The sequence below is a fragment of the Cupriavidus sp. GW821-FHT07C08 genome, from assembly GCF_059419025.1.
Genome location: NZ_JBWKQZ010000008.1, coordinates 241,077 through 260,567 on the forward strand (window position 1 = coordinate 241,077; position 19,491 = coordinate 260,567).

The 19,491-nt window shown below is 66.9% G+C and carries 15 protein-coding genes; 8 read left to right on the forward strand and 7 right to left on the reverse strand.

Annotated elements, in window-relative coordinates; genetic code table 11:
* Window positions 1–17: 17 nt before the first annotated feature.
* The 4 genes from AC07UK_RS13425 to AC07UK_RS13440 form a co-directional block, all read right to left on the reverse strand.
* Window positions 18–665 carry a cytochrome c oxidase subunit 3 family protein gene (locus AC07UK_RS13425; protein ID WP_436224922.1) on the reverse strand — a complete coding sequence of 216 codons (648 nt, stop codon included), beginning with the start codon at window positions 663–665 and terminating at the stop codon, window positions 18–20.
* Window positions 662–2,419, reverse strand: coding sequence for a cytochrome c oxidase subunit I (ctaD, locus tag AC07UK_RS13430; RefSeq protein WP_436224921.1), 1,758 nt, complete (start codon window positions 2,417–2,419; stop codon window positions 662–664). Before ctaD ends, AC07UK_RS13425 begins: the two co-directional genes overlap by 4 nt.
* A 10-nt stretch (window positions 2,420–2,429) precedes the next feature.
* The gene (locus AC07UK_RS13435) at window positions 2,430–3,788 is read right to left on the reverse strand and encodes a c-type cytochrome (RefSeq protein WP_436224920.1); all 1,359 of its coding nucleotides are present in this window, start codon (window positions 3,786–3,788) and stop codon (window positions 2,430–2,432) included.
* A 264-nt stretch (window positions 3,789–4,052) separates the two neighbouring features.
* Complete coding sequence (locus AC07UK_RS13440; RefSeq protein WP_041228701.1) at window positions 4,053–4,556, reverse strand: membrane protein; 504 nt, start codon at window positions 4,554–4,556, stop codon at window positions 4,053–4,055.
* A 283-nt stretch (window positions 4,557–4,839) separates the two neighbouring features.
* Here AC07UK_RS13440 and AC07UK_RS13445 point away from each other — a divergent pair, with 283 nt between their 5' ends.
* Together AC07UK_RS13445 and AC07UK_RS13450 are read left to right on the forward strand one after the other, a co-directional pair.
* Window positions 4,840–5,019 (forward strand): hypothetical protein, encoded by a 180-nt coding sequence (locus tag AC07UK_RS13445; protein WP_041228702.1) that lies wholly within the window; start codon window positions 4,840–4,842, stop codon window positions 5,017–5,019.
* Between the two features lie 44 nt (window positions 5,020–5,063).
* Window positions 5,064–5,228, forward strand: a complete 165-nt coding sequence (locus AC07UK_RS13450; RefSeq protein WP_010811070.1) for a hypothetical protein — start codon at window positions 5,064–5,066, stop codon at window positions 5,226–5,228.
* A gap of 55 nt (window positions 5,229–5,283) precedes the next feature.
* Here AC07UK_RS13450 and AC07UK_RS13455 read toward each other — a convergent pair whose 3' ends face one another.
* The gene (locus AC07UK_RS13455; protein ID WP_018308810.1) at window positions 5,284–6,300 is read right to left on the reverse strand and encodes a LysR family transcriptional regulator; all 1,017 of its coding nucleotides are present in this window, start codon (window positions 6,298–6,300) and stop codon (window positions 5,284–5,286) included.
* Between the two features lie 131 nt (window positions 6,301–6,431).
* On the opposite strand from AC07UK_RS13455, the gene AC07UK_RS13460 reads away from it, so the two are divergent.
* The 3 genes from AC07UK_RS13460 to AC07UK_RS13470 are packed head-to-tail and all read left to right on the forward strand — an operon-like array spanning window position 6,432 to window position 10,039.
* The gene (locus AC07UK_RS13460; RefSeq protein ID WP_494687107.1) at window positions 6,432–7,742 is read left to right on the forward strand and encodes an MFS transporter; all 1,311 of its coding nucleotides are present in this window, start codon (window positions 6,432–6,434) and stop codon (window positions 7,740–7,742) included.
* Between the two features lie 27 nt (window positions 7,743–7,769).
* Entirely contained in the window at window positions 7,770–8,801 is a 1,032-nt protein-coding gene (locus tag AC07UK_RS13465) for a histone deacetylase family protein (protein ID WP_436224919.1), read from the forward strand.
* Window positions 8,798–10,039, forward strand: a complete 1,242-nt coding sequence (locus AC07UK_RS13470) for a Zn-dependent hydrolase (protein WP_436224918.1) — start codon at window positions 8,798–8,800, stop codon at window positions 10,037–10,039. The genes AC07UK_RS13465 and AC07UK_RS13470 overlap by 4 nt, the downstream gene beginning before the upstream one ends.
* Before the next feature lie 39 nt (window positions 10,040–10,078).
* Here the strand turns inward: AC07UK_RS13470 and AC07UK_RS13475 are convergent, their stop codons facing one another.
* The gene (locus AC07UK_RS13475) at window positions 10,079–10,276 is read right to left on the reverse strand and encodes a rubredoxin (RefSeq protein ID WP_011617624.1); all 198 of its coding nucleotides are present in this window, start codon (window positions 10,274–10,276) and stop codon (window positions 10,079–10,081) included.
* A gap of 526 nt (window positions 10,277–10,802) precedes the next feature.
* On the opposite strand from AC07UK_RS13475, the gene AC07UK_RS13480 reads away from it, so the two are divergent.
* Both AC07UK_RS13480 and AC07UK_RS13485 read left to right on the forward strand, forming a co-directional pair.
* Window positions 10,803–13,052: a TonB-dependent receptor gene (locus tag AC07UK_RS13480; protein ID WP_494687108.1), complete on the forward strand. Its 2,250-nt coding sequence runs from the start codon at window positions 10,803–10,805 to the stop codon at window positions 13,050–13,052.
* Window positions 13,053–13,102: 50 nt separating this feature from the next.
* Complete coding sequence (locus tag AC07UK_RS13485) at window positions 13,103–13,789, forward strand: Fe2+-dependent dioxygenase (protein ID WP_494687109.1); 687 nt, start codon at window positions 13,103–13,105, stop codon at window positions 13,787–13,789.
* 79 nt (window positions 13,790–13,868) lie between these two features.
* Here the strand turns inward: AC07UK_RS13485 and AC07UK_RS13490 are convergent, their stop codons facing one another.
* Window positions 13,869–17,876 carry a DUF748 domain-containing protein gene (locus AC07UK_RS13490; protein ID WP_494687110.1) on the reverse strand — a complete coding sequence of 1,336 codons (4,008 nt, stop codon included), beginning with the start codon at window positions 17,874–17,876 and terminating at the stop codon, window positions 13,869–13,871.
* 270 nt (window positions 17,877–18,146) lie between these two features.
* Between AC07UK_RS13490 and AC07UK_RS13495 the strand changes: the two genes are divergently transcribed.
* Window positions 18,147–19,457, forward strand: a complete 1,311-nt coding sequence (locus AC07UK_RS13495; RefSeq protein ID WP_436224914.1) for an MFS transporter — start codon at window positions 18,147–18,149, stop codon at window positions 19,455–19,457.
* Window positions 19,458–19,491: the final 34 nt, after the last annotated feature.

Below are 19,491 nucleotides of genomic sequence, written 5' to 3' on the forward strand. Positions count from 1 at the left end.
CCTTGCTGCCGCCGCCGCTAGGCCGTGCCGCAGATATAGCGCACCAGTTCGGGCGTGAGCCACCCCAGCGCCGCCAGCAGTACCACCCACACCGCCAGCAGGAAATGCCAGTAGCGCGCGCACAGCCGCATGCGCAGCACCACGGCCTCGCCGCTGCCGCGTGACGACATGGCAAAGCCCCAGCCGGCCAGGCCGCCCAGCACGTGCAGGCCGTGCATCGCGGTCAGCAGGTAGAAGAAGCTGCCGGCCGGGTTGCCGGCAGGCATCACCTGCATCGCGCCCAGCGCCTGCCAGGCCCACAGCTGCGAGGCGACGAAGCCGGCCGCGCCCAGACCGCCCAGGCGCAGCGCCTGCCTGGCCACGGCCATCTCGCCCCGGCCCGCGGCGCGCGACGCCACTGCCATCGCCACGCTGCCCGCGGCCAGCAGCGCGGTGGACAGCCACACCTGCCAGGGCAGCCCGATGCGGTGCCAGTCCGGGCTGTCCATGCGCAGCGCATAGGCGGTCAGGAACAGCGCAAACAGCGAGGTCACCACGCCCATGAACACCCACAGGCCGATGCTTGCGGGGGCGCGCCCGCGCGGCCGGTGGTTGGCGGCATTCTCGTCGGACGGATTGCCGCCGAAATCGTCGCGGCTGACCTTGTACAGGGCTTCGGCGTTCATGCGACGGCTCCGCGGCTGGCATGCGGTTCAGGCTCGGCCCCGCCCTCTTCCGGCGGCGCGTTCTGCGCGATAAAGTCCTCGCGCGCGCCCGGCACGCTGTAGGCATAGGCCCAGCGGTACACCACCGGCAGGTGCGGGCCCCAGTTGCCGTGCGCGGGCGGGGTCTGCGGCGTCTGCCATTCCAGCGAGGCGGCGCGCCACGGGTTGGCGTCGGCCTTGCGGCCATGCCACAGGCTCCACACCAGGTTGAAGACAAAGAGCAGCTGCGCCGTTGCGACGATGAACGCGGCCACCGAGATGTACATGTTCATCACATGCGCCGATTCCGGGATAAAGGCGTAGTTCTCGTAGGCGTAGTAGCGGCGCGGCATGCCCAGCACGCCCAGGTAGTGCATCGGGAAGAAGATGGCATAGGTGCCGACGAAGGTGACCCAGAAATGGATCCGGCCCATGTTGTCGTCCAGCATCCGGCCCGTTACCTTCGGGTACCAGTGATAGATGCCGCCGAACACCACCAGGATCGGCGACACGCCCATCACCATGTGGAAGTGCGCCACCACGAAGTAGGTGTTGGACAGCGGGATATCCACGCTGACATTGCCCAGGAACAGCCCGGTCAGGCCGCCGATGACGAAGGTGCTGATGAAGGCGATCGCGAACAGCATGGGCACGGTGAAATGGATATCGCCGCGCCATAGCGTGATGACCCAGTTGTAGACCTTGATCGCGGTGGGGATGGCGATGATCAGCGTGGTGGTGGCAAAGAAGAAGCCGAAGTACGGGTTCATGCCGCTGACGAACATGTGGTGCGCCCACACCACCACCGACAGCACGCCGATCGCCAGGATCGCCCACACCATGGTGCGGTAGCCGAAGATGCTCTTGCGCGAATGCACGCTGACCAGGTCCGAGACGATGCCGAAGGCAGGCAGCGCGACGATATACACCTCGGGGTGGCCGAAGAACCAGAACAGGTGCTGGAACAGCAGCGGGCTGCCGCCCTTGTACGACAGCTGCTGCCCCATCGATACCATCGCCGGCATGAAGAAGCTGGTGCCGAGGGTCTTGTCCAGCAGCATCATCACCGCCGACACGAACAGCGCCGGGAACGCCAGCAGCGCCAGGATGGTGGCCATGAAGATGCCCCACACCGACAGCGGCATGCGCAGCAGCGTCATCCCTTCCGTGCGCGCCTGCAGCACGGTGGTGACGTAGTTGAGGCCGCCCATGGTGGCCGCGACGATAAAGATCGCCAGCGACACCAGCATCAGGATGATGCCCCAGTCATGGCCTGGGGTGCCGGGCAGGATGGCCTGCGGCGGGTATAGCGTCCAGCCCGCGCCGGTGGGTCCGCCGGGCACGAAGAAGCTGGTCAGCAGCACGATCACCGACAGCAGGTAGACCCAGAAGCTGAGCATGTTGAGGAAGGGGAACACCATGTCGCGCGCCCCTACCATCAGCGGGATCAGGTAGTTGCCGAAGCCGCCCAGGAACAGCGCGGTCAGCAGGTAGATCACCATGATCATGCCGTGCATGGTGACGAACTGGTAGTAGCGGTTGGCGTCGATGAACTCGAAGCGCCCCGGGAAGCCGAGCTGCATGCGCATCAGGTTGGACAGCGCCACGCCCACCAGGCCCACCATGATCGCCACGATGGTGTACTGCACGGCGATCACCTTGTGGTCCTGGCTCCAGACATAGCGGGTCCAGAAGCTCTGCGGCGCGTGATGGGCGGCATCGTCGGCGTAAGCCATGCGGGTCTCCTCACTTCCTGGCGGGCGCGGGCGCCGCCGAGGGCGGCACGGCCACGGCCGTCGAAGTCGTATAGGTGCCGGACGCGGCCCCGGGCGTGGCAGCGGGCGCGCCAGAGCCGGCGGTTGCCGTGGTGGCGGCGCTGGTCGCGGCAGCCGGGCCGGCGGGCACATCCGCGGGCGGTACCGGCGCCACCGTGCCAGCTTCCGCCGCGCCGCTGCCGGCCGACTTGATATAGGCGGTCAGCGCAGCGACCTCGTCCTCGCTCATCGGCAACTTCGGCATCACCGGCCCGAAGCCTTTGACCAGGCGCGCATGCGGGTCGGTGATCTCCTTGTGCAGGAAGGCATCGTCCACCTTGGCGCTGCTGCCGTCGGCAAAGGTCTCGGTCTTGCCGTACAGGCCCTTCCAGGTCGGCCCCACGCCCGGATTGCCGTCGATGCTGTGGCAGCCGACGCAGCCCTTGCTCTGCGCCAGCGCGCGGCCCTTCTCGACGGTGCCGGCGTCGCCCGCTGCGCCGGGTGCGGCAGCTGCCATTGCCGCCGGCGGTGCCGCGGCCTTCGCCAGCGTCATGGCAAAGGTCTGCTGCTTCGCCAGCCATGCCTCGTACGCAGCCGGTTCTTCCACCACCACCGTGCCGCGCATGTTGTAGTGCCCCACGCCGCACAGCTGCGCGCACAGAACGTCGAAACGGCCCGTCTGCGTCGGCGTGAACCAGAACGACGTCACCATGCCCGGCACCATGTTCATGCGCGCGCGGAACGGCGGCACATAGAAATCATGCAGCACGTCCTTGGAGCGCAACAGCACCTTGACCGGCTTGTTCAGCGGCAGGTGCACCTCCGGGCCGACGATCACGATATTGTCCAGGCCGCGCGGATCGTCGGGGTCCAGCCCGAGCGGATTCGCGCCGGTGACAAAGCGCGGATCGGACGCACCCAGCTGGCCGCTCTTGCCTGGAAAGCGGAAGGCCCAGGACCATTGCTGCCCCACCACTTCCATCACCATCGCGTCGCGCGGCGGGCGCACGTAGTCGGCGTAGACGAACAGGCCCGGCGCCAGCAATGCCACCACGCCCAGCGTGGTGCCCCCGATCAGCCACAGTTCAAGCTTGCTGTTCTCCGGGTGGTAGGACGCGCGGTGGCCGGTGCCGCCATTGGGGTGCGGCGCCTCATGCCGGTAGCGCCAGACGATGTAGCCGACAAACAGGTTGATGCCGATGAAGAAAATGCCGGTGATGACCAGGGTAATGGTCAACGTGTCGTCCATCTGCTTCCAGTTGGACGCCAGCGGAGTCGCCCACCACGGGCTCAGGAAATGGAAGAGCACCGAAGCGACGACCATGACTACGAGTGCGATGGCCAACGCCATATCCACCCTCCTACTCGCGCGCGGCGAGGGATGTGCAAGTCACGCAGGTAGACATAAGACTAGTGCATGCCGTCAGGTCACTGCAAGGCGACATGCCAATGCATTGGTGTCGCACTGCACAAGCGCGCAGCGCGGGAAAAAGCGGCGGCGGGAACCCCTGGTTCCGGCCGCCGCAGGCGTTGCGCACGTATCCGCCCAGAGGCTGGCGCGCGCAATGCAACCGTCATGTGCGGGCGCTCACCGCGCCCTGCCCCGATGCGATTGTCAGTGCGATACGTCCTTGCTCTCCAGCTTCCAGTAGCACGCCGCCGCGGCCATCCCGAAAATCAGGTGCCCGATAAACGTATGCCACCCACGCACCTCGACAAACCAGTGGAAGGCCCGCGTCATCACATAGAAATTGAAGAAGTACACCACCAGGCCGAATACGGCGCCCGCCAGCATTGCCATGCCCAGGCTCGAATCCAGCGTGAATGGCGCGATGATGGCCGCCAGGATCATGCCCAGCACGGCACCCAGCACGAAATGGATCACCAGCGCCGCGGCCACGGTGCCGACGGTGAACGTTGCGCTCTGCAGCACGCTCTGGCCCATCAGGATCCCGGCGATCATGCGCGTGGCTACCCACGGGTTCACGCCCGACACCATCGACGACCAGAACAGCTCCAGCACCAGCAGCAACGCCCCGGCCGCCAGCCCCGAGACCGCTGCCGCGGTCCAGTCCGGCTGCCGCCGCACGTAGTGGTGCGATTGCATGTGAAGTTCCATAGCCACCTCCGTCTCTCTCGGTCTGCGGGGCATTGGACTGGAATGGGAACGGGGCCCCGCGTCTCTGATCAGCATAGGACACGTGTTTCGCGCTTCGGGGTTCGCATGGCGAAAAACGTGAGGCATGCGTACGCAGCGCAACGCCTGCACGGCTTTATGTGCGCGCATCGATACCTGGTTGGTAGCTGCAGCGCGCGGGTTCGGGACAATCCCGATGCTCGCAGCCGTGCATCGGGCACACACTGCCTATACTGGAATCACAAAAGAGAGACAGGAGACCACCATGCACTTCACCGCGCATGATCTTGTATTCCTGATTCCGATGGCGCTGGTAGGCGTGATCGCCATGGGTTCGATCCCGGTGACCGCCAAATTCCTGCGCATCAGTTGCCGGACCATGGGCGCCCTGATCGGCGCACTGGTTGCGGTGTTGGTGCTAGAGGCATTACCGCTGCTGATCTGACCCCGCAGAGGTCGGACAGACGGTTTTTGGGGAGGAGGGCCGTTATGTCGATCGGCCTGCTCGCTGCCGTCATGGCGGCGCTGCTGTTCATTACCGTCTTGCGGGCCATCTGGCGCTGCAGCCATCCGTACCGGATGCGCTACCGGCGCTGCGCTGCACAACGGCAACGCGCGGGGCTGTGCCGGCATACGCTGCGACGGCACGGCTAGCAGTAGCAAGACCCCGCTTGCACCTTGCCCGGTACGCGAACCGGGCAATCGCCCGTCACGCCGTCGGCACACGCAACGCCGCCAGCGGTGCGTTCACTGACTCTCCCAGCCGCTCCATCAGCGAATAGCGCGCCACGTAGTGCCGGAAGTGCTCGAGGAACGCCGCCTCGGCCGGCGTCTGGCGCCGCTCCGGATTCCACAGCAGGTACATGTCGATATCGGCCACGCCCTCTTCGGGCGGCAGGCGCCACAGCCGTTGCTGGGCGACATCGTCGGCCACGATGTGTTCCGGCAGGCAGCCAATGCCATAGCCGGCGAACACCAGGCGCCGGATTTCATCGAGGCTGGGCGAGGTCGCGACGATGCGGCCCGAAAAACCGTGCTGGTCGCGGAATACGGCCAATGGCGCCAGCACGTCGCCAAGCTGGTCGCTGCTGAACGACACGAAATTCTCGGCCAGCAGGTCGGCGATGGCCAGCCCGGTGCGCCCGAACAGCCGGTGGTGACGCCCGCAGAAGATGGCGTAGCGCTGGCGCAGGAACAGCATGTGCTCAAGCCCGTCGCCCGACTGCCGGCCCGACTGCCGGTACAGGCTCAGGCCCACGCCGGCAGCCTTCTGCGCGAGCGCGTCTGCGATCTCGGTGCTGCGCATCACGTCCACCTGCAGCGTGACGCGCGGATGCTGCCGATGGAACGCGGCCAGGCATTCGTCATAGACGCCGGAATGGATCCGGCTCACGGTCAGCAGCCGCAGCAGGCCGCTGACTTCATCCTGCTGCTCCGCCAGTTCCGCCCCCAGCCGCGCCACGCTGCCATAGACATCGGTGGCGATGCGCAGCACCTCTTCCCCGGCCCGGGTCAGGCGGAAATTGCTGCCGCGCCGCTCGATCAGCGTGTGTCCCAGATGCTCTTCGAGCCGGCGCAAGGCCAGGCTCACCGCCGGCTGGGTGATATGCAGCCGGACCGCGGCGCGGCTCAGGCTGCGCTCGTGGACGATGGTCAGGAAGGTGCGCAGCAGGTTCCAGTCGAGCCGGTCGGTCAGCAGGGCCCGGTCCAGGGCAGAACGCTCCATCACGCCAACGTATAAATTCAGGTTATATTAAAAATAAATATTAGAAATTTGACTGATGTTTGTCAACGGGCGATAACTCCTCCCACAGCTGCCCCTGATGCAGCGGCACAAACATAGTGAGGAGCCAGTCCATGCAAGTGTCCCCTTCCGGCACGCGCCAGCCCGTGCGCGCCGCCACCGCCGCCTTTGTCGGCACCATGATCGAGTGGTACGACTTCTACATCTACGCCACCGCCGCCGCGCTGGTGTTCGGCCCGCTGTTCTTCCCCGGCGGCGATCCCTTCCTGAGCACGCTGGCGTCATTCGGCACCTTCGCGGTCGGCTTCTTTGCCCGTCCGCTCGGCGGCATCGTGTTCGGTCACTGGGGCGACCGCATCGGCCGCAAGAAGGCGCTGATGACCACGCTCATGATGATGGGCGTGGCCACCATCGGCATTGGCCTGCTGCCGACCTACGCCACCGCGGGCGCCATCGCGCCGGTGCTGCTGGTGCTGCTGCGCGTGGTGCAGGGCATCGCCGTGGGCGGCGAATGGGGTGGCGCGGTGCTGATGGCGGGCGAGCACGCCCCCAAGGGCCGCCGCACCTTCTTCGCCTCGTTCGCGCAGCTCGGCAGCCCGGCCGGCCTGATCCTGTCGCTGCTGGCTTTCCGCGCGGTGACATCGATGGAGCACGACGTGTTCATGGACTGGGGCTGGCGCCTGCCATTCCTGGCCAGCGCGGCGCTGCTGCTGGTGGGCGTGGCGATCCGGCTGGGCGTGAACGAATCGCCCGAGTTCGCGCAGGTGCAGGCGCAGCGCAAGACCGCCAGGCTGCCGATTGCCGAAGTCTGGCGCACGGCCCGCGTGCCGGTGCTGCTGTGCATCGGCGCCAATACCATCGGCATTGCGGGGGTGTACTTCACCAATACCTTCATGATTGCGTACACCACGCAATACCTGTCGCTGTCCAGGACGCTGATCCTCGACTGCCTGTTCGCCGTCGCCATCATCCAGTTCCTGGCGCAGCCGCTGGCCGCCTGGCTGGCAGAGAAGCTTGGCGGCGCGCGCTTCCTCAAGCTGGCCGCGCTGCTGGCCATGGCTTCCCCCTATCCGATGTTCCTGCTGGTGCAGACGCGCCAGGCGCCGGCCATCGTGCTCGGCATCGCGCTGGCGGTGGTGTGCATGGCGAGCTTCTATTCGGTGATCGCGGGCTTTGTCAGCGGAGTCTTCGAAACACGCGTGCGCTACTCGGCGATCTCGCTGTCCTACCAGGTCTGCGGCGCGGTGGCGGGCGGGCTGACACCGCTGGTGGGGACCATCCTCGCGCAGCGCTTCCAGGGCCAATGGTGGCCGCTGGCGGTGTTCTACACCTTGCTGGCCGGCGTGTCGCTGCTGTGCATCGCCTGCATCGATGCACGCCAGCGCCAGCAACCACAACCCGCCGCGCAAGCCGCGCAGGCCTGACGCCCTTCCACGGACATTGCCAACCCCATGCTGACGTTTTTCCATCCCGAGCAATTGCTGCACCATCCGCAGAGCTACTACTCGCGCGGCAAGATGCGCTCGCCGCAAGAGCTGCCCGCGCGGGCACAGCGGCTGGTGCAGGCGGCAGAGGCGCTTGGCTTCGCGCTCCACGCCCCCGCTGACCACGGCCTCGCGCCGCTCGCCGCCGTGCACGACCAGCCTTACCTGCAGTTCCTGCAGGACGCCCATGCCAGCTGGCGCGAGCTGCCGGAGGACTGGGGCGACGAGGTCATGTCCAATATCTTCGTGCGCGAGCCCAACGCCCTGCGCGGCGTGCTGGCGCAGGCCGCGCGCTATCTCGCCGACGGCAGCTGCCCGGTGGGCCTGAACACCTGGCGCTCGGCCTACTGGTCGGCGCAGAGCGCGGTGGCCGGCGCCCTGGCGCTGCTGGACGGCGAACGCAGCGCCTACGCCTTGTGCCGGCCGCCGGGCCATCATGCCCGGCGCGACGCGGCGGGCGGCTTCTGCTACCTGAACAATGCCGCGATCGCCGCCCAGGCCCTGCGCGCGCGCTTTGGCCGCGTGGCCATCCTCGATACCGACATGCACCACGGCCAGGGCATCCAGGAGATCTTCTACGACCGGGCCGATGTGCTCTACGTGTCGATCCACGGCGACCCGACCAATTTCTATCCGGTGGTCGCGGGCTTCGACGATGAGCACGGCCGCGGCGCGGGCACCGGCCACAACCTCAACCTGCCGATGCCGCACCGTTCGCCCGAGTCCGTCTTCTTCGACAAGCTGGACACGGCGCGCGGCGCCATCGAACGCTTCCAGGCAGACGCGCTGGTGCTGTCGCTCGGCTTCGACATCTACCGCGAAGATCCGCAGTCGCTGGTGGATGTGTCCACCGAAGGCTTCGCCCGCCTCGGCCGCGCCGTTGCCGCACTGGGCCTGCCCACGCTGATTGTGCAGGAGGGCGGCTACCACCTCGAATCGCTCGCCGCCAATGCAAAGGCCTTCTTCGGCGGCATCCAACAGTCAGGAGCGGGCGCATGAACGCAATCACGATCAATGGCGAACGCATGTGGCAAGCGCTGATGGAGCTGGCGCAGGTCGGCGCCACGCCCAGGGGCGGCAATGCGCGCCTGGCCCTGACCGCGCTGGACGGGCAGGCGCGCGACCTCGTCACCGGCTGGATGCGAGAGGCCGGCCTGACGGTGCGCATCGATCGCGTGGGCAATATCTTCGGGCGCCGGGCGGGCCGCAACGACGCGCTTGCCCCGGTCACGACCGGCAGCCATATCGACACCCAGCCCACCGGCGGCAAGTTCGACGGATGCTATGGCGTCATGGCCGGGCTGGAAGTCATGCGCACGCTCAATGACCACGGCCTGACCACCGAGGCGCCGCTGGAACTGGCGATCTGGACCAATGAGGAAGGCGCGCGCTTCGTGCCGGTGATGATGGGATCGGGCGTGTTCGCCGGCGTTTTCCCGGAGGCCACCGCGTTGGCGGCAACGGATAACGCCGGCAAGTCCGTTGCCGGCGAACTCGCGGCGATCGGCTATGCGGGCACCGCGCCGGTCGGCCATAAGGTTGGCGCGTACTTCGAGGCGCATATCGAGCAAGGCCCGATCCTCGAGGCTGAGGACAAGGTCATCGGCGTGGTGACGGGGTCGCTTGGCCTGCGCTGGTATGACGTCACGGTGACTGGCATGGAGGCGCATGCCGGCCCCACCCCCATGCCGCTGCGCCGGGACGCCCTGCATGGCGCGTCGTTCCTGTTCCAGGAAGTGACGAAGATTGCGAACGACTTTGCCCCCAATGGGCGGGGGACGGTCGGGGTGGTCAATGTCCACCCGTCTTCACGCAACGTCATCCCGGGGCGGGTGCAGTTCAGCGTCGACCTTCGCCATCTCGATGGCGGCCAGCTTGACCGGATGGAAGCAAGGCTGCGCGCAGCGTGCGCGGCACTGGCCAGCGGCAGCACCACAGGTGCCGCGCTGGCGGTGGAAGTCGAAGCAATCCAGCGCTTCGAGCCGACGCCCTTCGCGCCCGAGCTTGTGGCGCATGTCCGGCGGGCGGCCGCGGCGCGTGGCTACACGCATTGCGACATCGTTACCGGCGCGGGCCACGACGCGGTCTACCTGGCCAGGGTGGCGCCGACGGCAATGATCTTCGTGCCGTGCAAGGACGGCATCAGCCATAACGAGATCGAGGACGCCAGGCCCGAGCATCTGGAGGCGGGCGCCAATGTGCTGCTTGCTGCCATGCTGGCGCAAGCCCAGGGCTGAGCCTGGAAGGATCAGCCGGACAGGGAAGTGCCTGCGGCGTTACAGCTCGATCATGGCGAATTCGGCCTTGCCGACGTCGCATTCCGGGCAGCGCCAGTCCTCGGGGATGTCTTCCCAGCGCGTGCCGGGGGCGATGCCGTCTTCCGGCCAGCCCTGTTCTTCGTCGTAGACCCAGCCGCAGATCACGCACACCCAGGTCTTGTAGGCGACGGCGGCTTCCAGTTGATCCTGCTGCAAAACACACTCCTGAATCGGCTATGGAACGGATTGTCCGGGCCGAATCATACCGGTTTTCGCGGGCTTGCTTGCTGCACCGCCGCGCGGTGCGCCGCCGTCCAGTCAGCCCGAGAATCGTTCACGATCAGGAAATCCGCCCTGAGCGGGTGTTTCCCGAAGCCACCGCTTATTTTCTTCAGTCGTTATTTCCGGTTTGCGAGCAAATGTATGGTCGCTGTTTTGCGCCGGGGTCGTTTTTGCGCCGCCGCAGGCTCTCCCAATATACGGGACCTATTCAAAAATTACTAATAGCGCACTTAATATTGCAAATGACTATTACTCCATACATTGACCCACAGTCTGAATTGTCTGTGTCGGCAACACAACGCGAATTGCAACAACAATCATTCGCATTTATATTCCGACTCGCCCAGAGGAAGACCTCATTTTGCCCCCCCTTTTCCCGCAACACCGGCCCAGGCATATTCGTGCGTGGCGGCGTAGGACGGCTGGGCCCCGACCGCAGGGGTAGACCAAGACCATAACCATGAATCGCCGCACCCCCATTGCCACCGCGCTGCTCGCGTTGTGCGCCACGCCCGCCGCCACCCTCGCCCAGCAAGCTCCCGCACCTTCCGCCACCACCACGCAGACAACGCCGGCCGCCACGCTGCCGCCAGTGGTGGTCAATGGCGAGGCCTCCCGCGGCGATTTCAACGCCGGCAAGGCGTCGCTAAGCAAGCTGCCCGCCGACCTGCGCGACGTGCCGCAGTCGGTCACCGTGGTGAACAAGGCGCTGATGGAATCGCAAGGCGTCAGCTCGCTGGCCGATGCGCTGCGCAACGTGCCGGGTATCACCATCGGCGGTGCCGAAGGCGGCCAGATCGGCAACAACATCAACCTGAACGGCTTCTCGGCGCGGACCGACATTTACCTGGACGGCTTCCGCGACCGCGGCCAGTACTATCGCGATACCTTCGCGCTCGAGCAGGTCGAGGTGCTGATGGGGCCGTCGTCGATGCTGTTCGGCCGCGGCTCCACCGGCGGCGTGATCAACCAGGTCAGCAAGAAGCCGACGCTGAAGGCCGCCACCGAGGTGACCGGCTCGGTCACCACCAACGGCCTGGTGCGCGCCACCGCCGACTACAACACGCCCACGGGCGACACCTCGGCGTTCCGCATCTCGGCCATGGCGCAGGACGGCAAGCCGAGCACGCGCGACGAGATGACAGTGCGGGACTTTGGCATCGCGCCGTCGTGGCGCACCGGCATTGGCACCTCGACCGAGATCACGCTGTCGGCGCTGCTGCAGCATAACCGCGACATGCCGGACTATGGCTTCTCGAACCTGAACGGCCATCCGACCAATGTCGACCGCAATACCTTCTACGGCTTCACCGACGACCGCACCATCCAGGACATCGCGTCGCTCAACGCCGGCATCACGCACAAGTTCTCGCCCAACCTGCGGCTGCGCAACCAGACGCAGTTCAACTACGTTGAGACCGATGCCCGGGAGACCGCGCCCAACTCGGTTGGCTCGGTCAGCGCCAGGGGCTTCACGCCGCTCACCACCAGCACGCTGCCGCTGGACCAGCTTTCTGTGCGCCTGCAGAGCCATGACCGCAAGATCCGTGACTACTCGATCTTCAACCAGACCGAACTGACCTCGATTTTCAACACCGGGCCGGTCAAGCACACGCTGCTGGTCGGGGCCGAGGTGGGCCACGACGGCTACAACAACCAGAACTACTTCCGCAATGGCAGCTGCAACGGCGTGCCGCTGAACCCCGCTGCCACCGCGACCGCCGCGGCTGGCACTTCCGGGTTCGTGGCCTGCGAGCCGCTGGTCAATCCCGGCTACACTGCCTCGCCTGGCAACGTGCCCACCAGCACCGGCAACTTGCAGGGCGGTTCGGCCAATACGCTGGCGGCCTACCTGAACGACTCGATCGAGTTCAGCAAGCAATGGAAGGCGGTGGCGGGCGTGCGCTACGACCGTTACATCGCGAGCATCACCAACTCGGTCAACTCGACCAACACCCGGGGCAACACCGCACTGGCCAATGCCGAGCAGACGGTCAACTTCACCAGCGTGCGCCTGGGCGGCATCTGGCAGCCTACCGAGGCGCAGTCCTACTACGTGTCGTATGGCACCTCGTTCAACCCGTCGCTGGAGCAGCTGACCGGCACCGTGGGCCAGCCGAGCCTGGACCCGGAAAAGAACAAGTCCTATGAAGCGGGCGGCAAGTGGGATCTGCTTGGCGGCGACCTGTCGCTGACGTCGGCGATCTTCCAGATCACCAAGGACAACGCCCGCAGCCAGATCGACGCCACCACCTATGCGCTGAGCGGCAAGATCCGCGTCAACGGCTTCCGCGCGGGCGCAACCGGGCGCATCACCAACCGCTGGCAGGTGTTCGCCGGCTACACCTACCTGGATGCCGAGATCGTCAACGGTGTTGCCGCCAACACCACCGGCAAGGTGCCGACCAACACGCCGAAGCACACCGCCACCGCCTGGACCAGCTACGCCTTCCTGCCCAACTGGGAAATCGGCGGCGGTGCCTTCTATATGTCGGAACGCTTTGCCAACAACACCAACACCGTCCAGGTGGGCAGCTTCGTGCGCTGGGACGGCATGCTGGCCTACCACCAGCCGAAGTACGATGTGCGGCTGAATCTGTTCAATATCTTCGACAAGAAGTATTACGATGCGCTGATTCAGTCCGACGGCGGACGGTCCGTACCCGGCACCGGCCGCACGGCGATGCTTTCGTTCACCTACCGGATGTAACCCGCGGCTGGCGGCCCCTCGGCGCCGCCGGTCGTGGCGCCAGGAGCCCCATGCTAGTCGTCATCCCCAAAGTCCTCAGCGCCGAACAGGTCGGCGCGCTGCGCCAGCGCCTGGAGCAGGCCGGCGATGCCTGGGTGGACGGGCGCGTCACCGCCGGCTACTCGGGCGCGCCGGTCAAGTTCAACCAGCAAATCGACGAACGCTCGGAAGTGGCGCGGGAGTGCCAGCAGCTGATCCTGTCGATGCTGGAGCGCAATCCGCTGTTTATCAGCGCGGCGCTACCGAACATCGTCTATCCGCCGATGTTCAACCGCTACAGCGAAGGGATGACCTTCGGCACCCATGTGGACGGCAGCGTGCGCATCCATCCGTACGACGGGCGCAAGCTGCGCACCGACATCTCGGCCACGCTGTTCCTGTCGGAGCTGGCCAGCTACGATGGCGGCGAATTGCAGGTGCAGGACACCTACGGTGCCCATTCGGTCAGGCTGGAGGCCGGCGACATGGTCGTCTATCCCGCCACCAGCCTGCACCAGGTCACGCCGATCACGCGCGGCGTGCGGCTGGCCAGTTTCTTCTGGATCCAGAGCCTGATCCGTGACGACGCCCGGCGTGCGATGCTGTTCGATATGGACAATGCGATCCAGACCTTGAACCAGACCGGCGCCGACGAGGGCGCCCGGAGGACGCTGGTGGGGTGCTATCACAATCTGCTGAGGCAGTGGGGCGAAACGTGAGATCGGGGCGCCTCGCGGTGTGATGGCATGACACGCCCGCCATGCGGCGGGCGGCCTTGCGAATCGTCTCCCCCGGCGTCTACCCGCGGATGGAGAAGTCCACGCGGTTGGGCGCGCCCTTGTCCTTGATGCCCTCGGCGCTGAGCTTGGGCGCGGTCAGGAACAGCCGGCTTTCCGGCACCTTGCCCTCGCGCTCGAGCGACTGCTTGACCACCAGTGCGCGTTGCTCGGCCAGGCGCTTCAGGTCGGCCTCGGTGACCGTGGCATTGGCCATCAGCAGCCTTTCCATTTCCTCGGGCGGCAGGGATTTGGTGAAGCCGACGAAATTGCGCGGCTTCTTCATGGAAGTGCGCTTGTAGACCTGCTCCAGGTACTTCGGGTATTCCTGTTTCGAAACCTTGATCTCGGCGCCCTGCTCGCCGGCTTCGTCGTTGCCGGCCTCGCCGCCCGCCTGTGCGCTGTCGCGCTGGTCGCGCCGCTTCTGCTCGGCCACGCGCGCATCCAGCCACGCGCGGCGCGCGCCGGCCTCGTCGGTGGCCGGGTCGATGCGGCCGCTGATTTCCAGCCGCAGCGACGGCCTGTCATTGAGCGCCTGGCCCAGCTTGGTGATCTTGTCCTTGGCCGCCGGCGTCAGCGTCGCGGTGCCGGGCGCGAACTCGACATAGCCCAGCTCCTCGCCCCCGCCGCCGCCAAAGGCCGAGGCGATCAGCGAGAACGGCGACGTGATCGCCTTGGTCAGCAGGTTGACGATCACGCGCACGATCACGCCGCCGATGCTGAACTCCGGATCCGACAACGAGCCCGACACTGGCAGGTTCACGTCGATCACGCCGTTGCGGTCCTTCAGCAGCGACACCGCCAGCAGCACCGGCAGCTTGGTCGCATCCGGGCTGTCGACGCGCTCGCCGAAGGTGAGCTGGTCCAGGAACAGGTGGTTGCTCGCATCGAGCTCGCCGTTCTCGATCTTGTAGGCCACGTCCACCGTCAGCTTGCCCTTGGTGATCGGGTAGCCGGCGTACTTGGCCGCATAGGGCGTGAGCCGGGTCAGTTCCACGCCCGAGGCCTTGGCGGCAATGTCCAGGAACAGCTGCTCACCCAGCGGATTGAGCTTGCCGCTGATATTGACCGGCGCATCGTCATCGATGCGGCCATCCAGCACCAGGTCGGCCGGGGTGGGGTCGCCCGACGACACCTTGGACACCTTGCCCTTCATGCCGGTCAGGTTGGCCGAGTAGTTGGGCTTGACGAAGAAATCCGAGAAATTGATGTTGCCCTTCTCCAGCGAGACCCCGCCGATGCGCACCTGCGGCTTGGGCCCGCCCGGCTTCTGCTCGACCTGGGCCGTGCGCGTATCGCCGACCTGCACCGGCGGCGTTGCCGGCGCCGATGCCGGGCTGGCCTGCGTCAGGCTGGTGGACGGCGCTGCCTCGCCCTTCGCGGCGCCGCCAGCCATCACGTCCTGCAGGTTCAGGCGGCCGTTGGCGTTCAGGATCACGCGGGCATAGAAGTCAGACAGCGCGACATTGCCCAGGCTCACGCGCATCGGCCCCTTGCTCTCGTCCATGGCAAAGTCGATGCCCGACACCGCCAGCGAGCGCCAGCGCAGGAAGTCGTCTCCGCTGATACGGTCGACCGTGCGCACGTTGCCGGACAGCACGTTGCCAGCGAATTGCGCCGCGATAGGCTTGCCGGTGGGCGCATCGACATTGAGCTTGCCCTTGACCGTCAGCGTGCCGCTGCGCAGCGCGGCATTGAAGCGGTCGGCCAGGTAGGGCTGCAGCGGGCGCATTTCCACCTCGCGCAGGTCAAGTTGCAGGCGGCTGGCCGGGACAGTCGGCAGCACCGAGCCGTCCACGCCGATCACGCCGCGCTGGCCTGACTCCGCATGCAGCCTGACCGGCACCGCCGCCGGCGTCAGCGGCCAGGCGATGGCGCCGGTGGCGAGCGCGATATTGCGGAACTCGTGGATCACCGGGCGGCCGCGGTTGGCCTCGGCTGGCTGGTAGTCCGCCAGGCGCGCGCTGCCGCCGTCAACGGTGACCTTGCCGATGTTGGCCTTCCAGCCGCCGGGGGCTGGCGCGCCGTTGGTGGTGGCTGCGGCCGGTGCGGCCTGGCGCGGCGTGGCGCGCGCCTGCTGTGCCGATTCCGTGGCCCACAGTCGCGCCATCTCGATCAGCTGGCCGTGGTAGTCGCGCGTGGCGGCGATCTGCGGCTGCGCCAGCGTGACCTGGCTGGTGGCGAAGGTCTGTTTGGCGAGGTCGAATTGGATATCTTCCAGCACCAGCTTTTCCGCACGCAGCAGCGGCAGGTTGGCGCCTTCGCGGTCGGCGGCGGCGCGCTCGCGTTGGCGGCGGCTGGCACGGGGACCAGCGTTGCCGTTGGCGGTAGCCCGCTCCTGCGCGTCAGCGCCGGCGCGGGCGGCCGCGGATACCGGCATCGTCACCGGCTCGCGCGTCGCGACATAGAGCGGCGCCAGCTCCAGCCGCGACTTTTCCAGCACGAACTGGAACTGCGGCGTGGCCCACGCCATGCGGTAGTGCAGCTCGGCATTGACCGCGGTCTCGCCGAACTGGCTGCGCAGCTCGTGCGGCCACCACGCGGCAAACCCTTGCGGGCGCAGGCCGGTGGTTTCCAGCGTGCCGGCCAGCGTGCCGTCGCGCAGCAACAGGTCGCCGGTGTGGTGCAGCGTCTGGCCGTCGGCCACGGTCAGCGTGGCGTCGATGCGGGCCGGCTTGTCGCCTTCCGTGCCGGCAAAGCCCTTGACCTCGGCATCAAGCGGGCCGAGCGCGAGCTTGCCCGGGCCCGACGGCGCCAGCGCGTCCTCAAACCCCAGCCTGGCCTGCTTCACGACGATGCGGTCGACCGCGTAGCGCCATGGCACGTCCTTGGCTGCCGTGGCTGGCGGCGCCGCGGGCGTTGCCTGGGCGCCTGACGCCGCGACGGGCGCGGATGCTGGTGCCGCCGGTGCCGGTGCCGGCGCCACGCCATCGGTGGACTTGCTGACGGCCTTCGGCAGGAACGCGGTGGCCAGGTTCAGCGAGCCATCCGCGCGCCGCGCGGCTTCCACGCCGAGCCCTTCGATCTCCACGCTGCGCAGCTGCGCGCGGTGGGCCAGCGGCTCGAGCTTGCCGATATCCACCGCCAGGCGGCCGCTCTTGACCAGCGGCTGGCCGGCGCGCGTGACGACCTCGGCATCGCGCAACGCGGCCGTGCCCATCACCAGCATCTCCTGCGTGTCCTTCTGCTGGCGGAAGGCCACGGTCAGGCGCGTATCGAGCTTTCCGGACTTGACCTCGGCATCGCGCAACGGCGGCGCGAACGCCATCAGCCGCGCGACCTCGAGGCCGTCAAGGTTGACGTTGAGCCGGGTCTGGCGCGAATCGGCAAACGGCAGCACCTCGCCATCGAGCGCCAGCGGCGTGCCGTTGACCTGCGCGCTCAACGTGGGCCGCGTCACGATCTCGACGTCATGCGGCAGGTTCGACAGGAACGGCAGGGTCAGCGTCAGGTTGTCGACGCGCAGGCTGGACCCGAGCTGCTTGTCGTCATAGCTGAAGCTGGTGCCGGTGACCGCGATGTTGTTGACCGAGAAGCGCGCCGGCTTGGCATCGGGCGGCTTAGGCGGCAGGGCCGCAAGCTTGTCCTGGACATCGGCAAAGCTCATGCGGCCGTCGGCGCCGCGCAGCACGTGCACGGCCAGCCGGTCGACATGCAGGTTGTCCACCACCGGCGCCAGGTGCCAGACCGAGGCCAGCGAGGTATTGGCCTCGGCCTCGCCCAGCGTCAGCGCGGGGGTCTTGCCGTCGCGCTCATAGATAGTGAGATCCGTCAGCGTGGCCGCCAGCTCGAACGGGCGCACGTGGGCCTTGCCCAGCGTGACCTTGCGCCCCAGCGCCTCGGTCGCGTTCTTTTCAATCAGGTATTTGAGCAGCGGCGGGCCGCCAAAATACCCCGCCAGCCCGAACACCGCGAGCGCCGCGACCACGCCGCCGGCGACGCGGGTCGCCAGCCGGCCGCGTGGCGTGGCAGCCACTGCCAGGATGGATTGCTTGAAAGCCATGTCGTTCCAGAAGATCTGACCCCGCATCCCGATGCTGCACGATGGTTTGTGCCCCGGATTTCACATTTTTCGACATTATGGCAACGGTTTCGGACAAAGCAAAGAAATCAGAATTGCCCCCTCAACGCCGCATGGGCCGATCTGGTATCTTTACGTCCTTTGCGAAGCGTTTCGTCGCAAGCCTGCGGCTTACCCGCCACATCGTGCCTGCCTCCCCTGCGCTGTACCCTCCGGCCACACCCATCACGATTCCGTGCTGCGCGCTTCGCATGCGATCTCTTCCATGCGAGTCCATTCATGTCTACCACCAGCAGTACCGCCGCGGGTGTCGGCGCGCCGCGAGCCAGCGCGCGCCCGCTGACCGGCCAGGATTACAAGACCCTTGCCCTTGCCGCGCTTGGCGGCGCCCTTGAGTTCTACGACTTCATCATCTTCGTCTTTTTCGCGACGGTCATCGGGCAGCTGTTCTTCCCGCCGTCGGTGCCGGACTGGTTGCGCCAGTTGCAGACCTTCGGCATTTTCGCGGCCGGCTACCTGGCCCGGCCGCTGGGCGGCATCATCATGGCGCACTTCGGCGACCTGCTCGGCCGCAAGAAGATGTTCACCCTGTCGATCCTGCTGATGTCGGTGCCCACGCTGCTGATGGGCCTGATGCCCACCTACCAGTCGATCGGCCTGGCCGCGCCGGTGCTGCTGCTGGTGCTGCGCATCCTGCAAGGCGCGGCCGTCGGCGGCGAAGTGCCCGGCGCCTGGGTGTTCGTCTCGGAGCACGTGCCGGCGCGCCATGTCGGCTATGCCTGCGGCACGCTGACCGCGGGGCTGACTGCCGGCATCCTGCTGGGTTCGCTGGTCGCCACCGGCATCAACAGCGTCTTCACCCCGGCCGAGCTGGCCGACCACGGCTGGCGCGTGCCGTTCCTGATCGGCGGCGTGTTCGGCATCGCCTCGATGTACCTGCGGCGCTGGCTGCATGAGACCCCGGTCTTCGCCGAACTGCAGCAGCGCAAGGCGCTGGCCGCGGAAATGCCGCTGAAGTCGGTGGTGCGCAACCACCGCGGCAGCGTCGCGGTGTCGATGCTGCTGACCTGGATGCTGTCGGCCGGCATCGTGGTGGTGATCCTGATGACGCCCACCTTCCTGCAGAAGCTGTACGGCTTTGACGCGCGCACGGCGCTGGTGGCCAACAGCGTTGCCACGCTGTGCCTGACGGTCGGCTGCGTCGTCTCCGGCGCGCTGGCCGACCGCATCGGCGCGCGCCGCACGCTGTTCTTCGGCGGCCTGCTGCTGGCCATCTGCGCCTACGCGTTCTACACCACCATCTTCACCCGCCCCGACCTGCTGCTGCCGCTCTATGCGCTGGCCGGCTTCCTGGTCGGCACCATCGGCGCGGTGCCGTTCGTGCTGGTCAATGCGTTCCCAGCGCAGGTGCGCTTCTCGGGCCTGTCATTCTCGTACAACGTGTCGTATGCGATCTTCGGCGGGCTGACGCCGATGGTCGTCACGCTGATGCTGAAGCAGGATCCGCTGGCGCCGGCCCACTATGTGGTCGCGCTGTGCGTGCTGGGCATGGTGACCGCGCTGTTCGTCAAGGACCGCTCGCGCGGCTGACACTGTTGCCGCAATGAAAAAGGGAGGGCAGGCG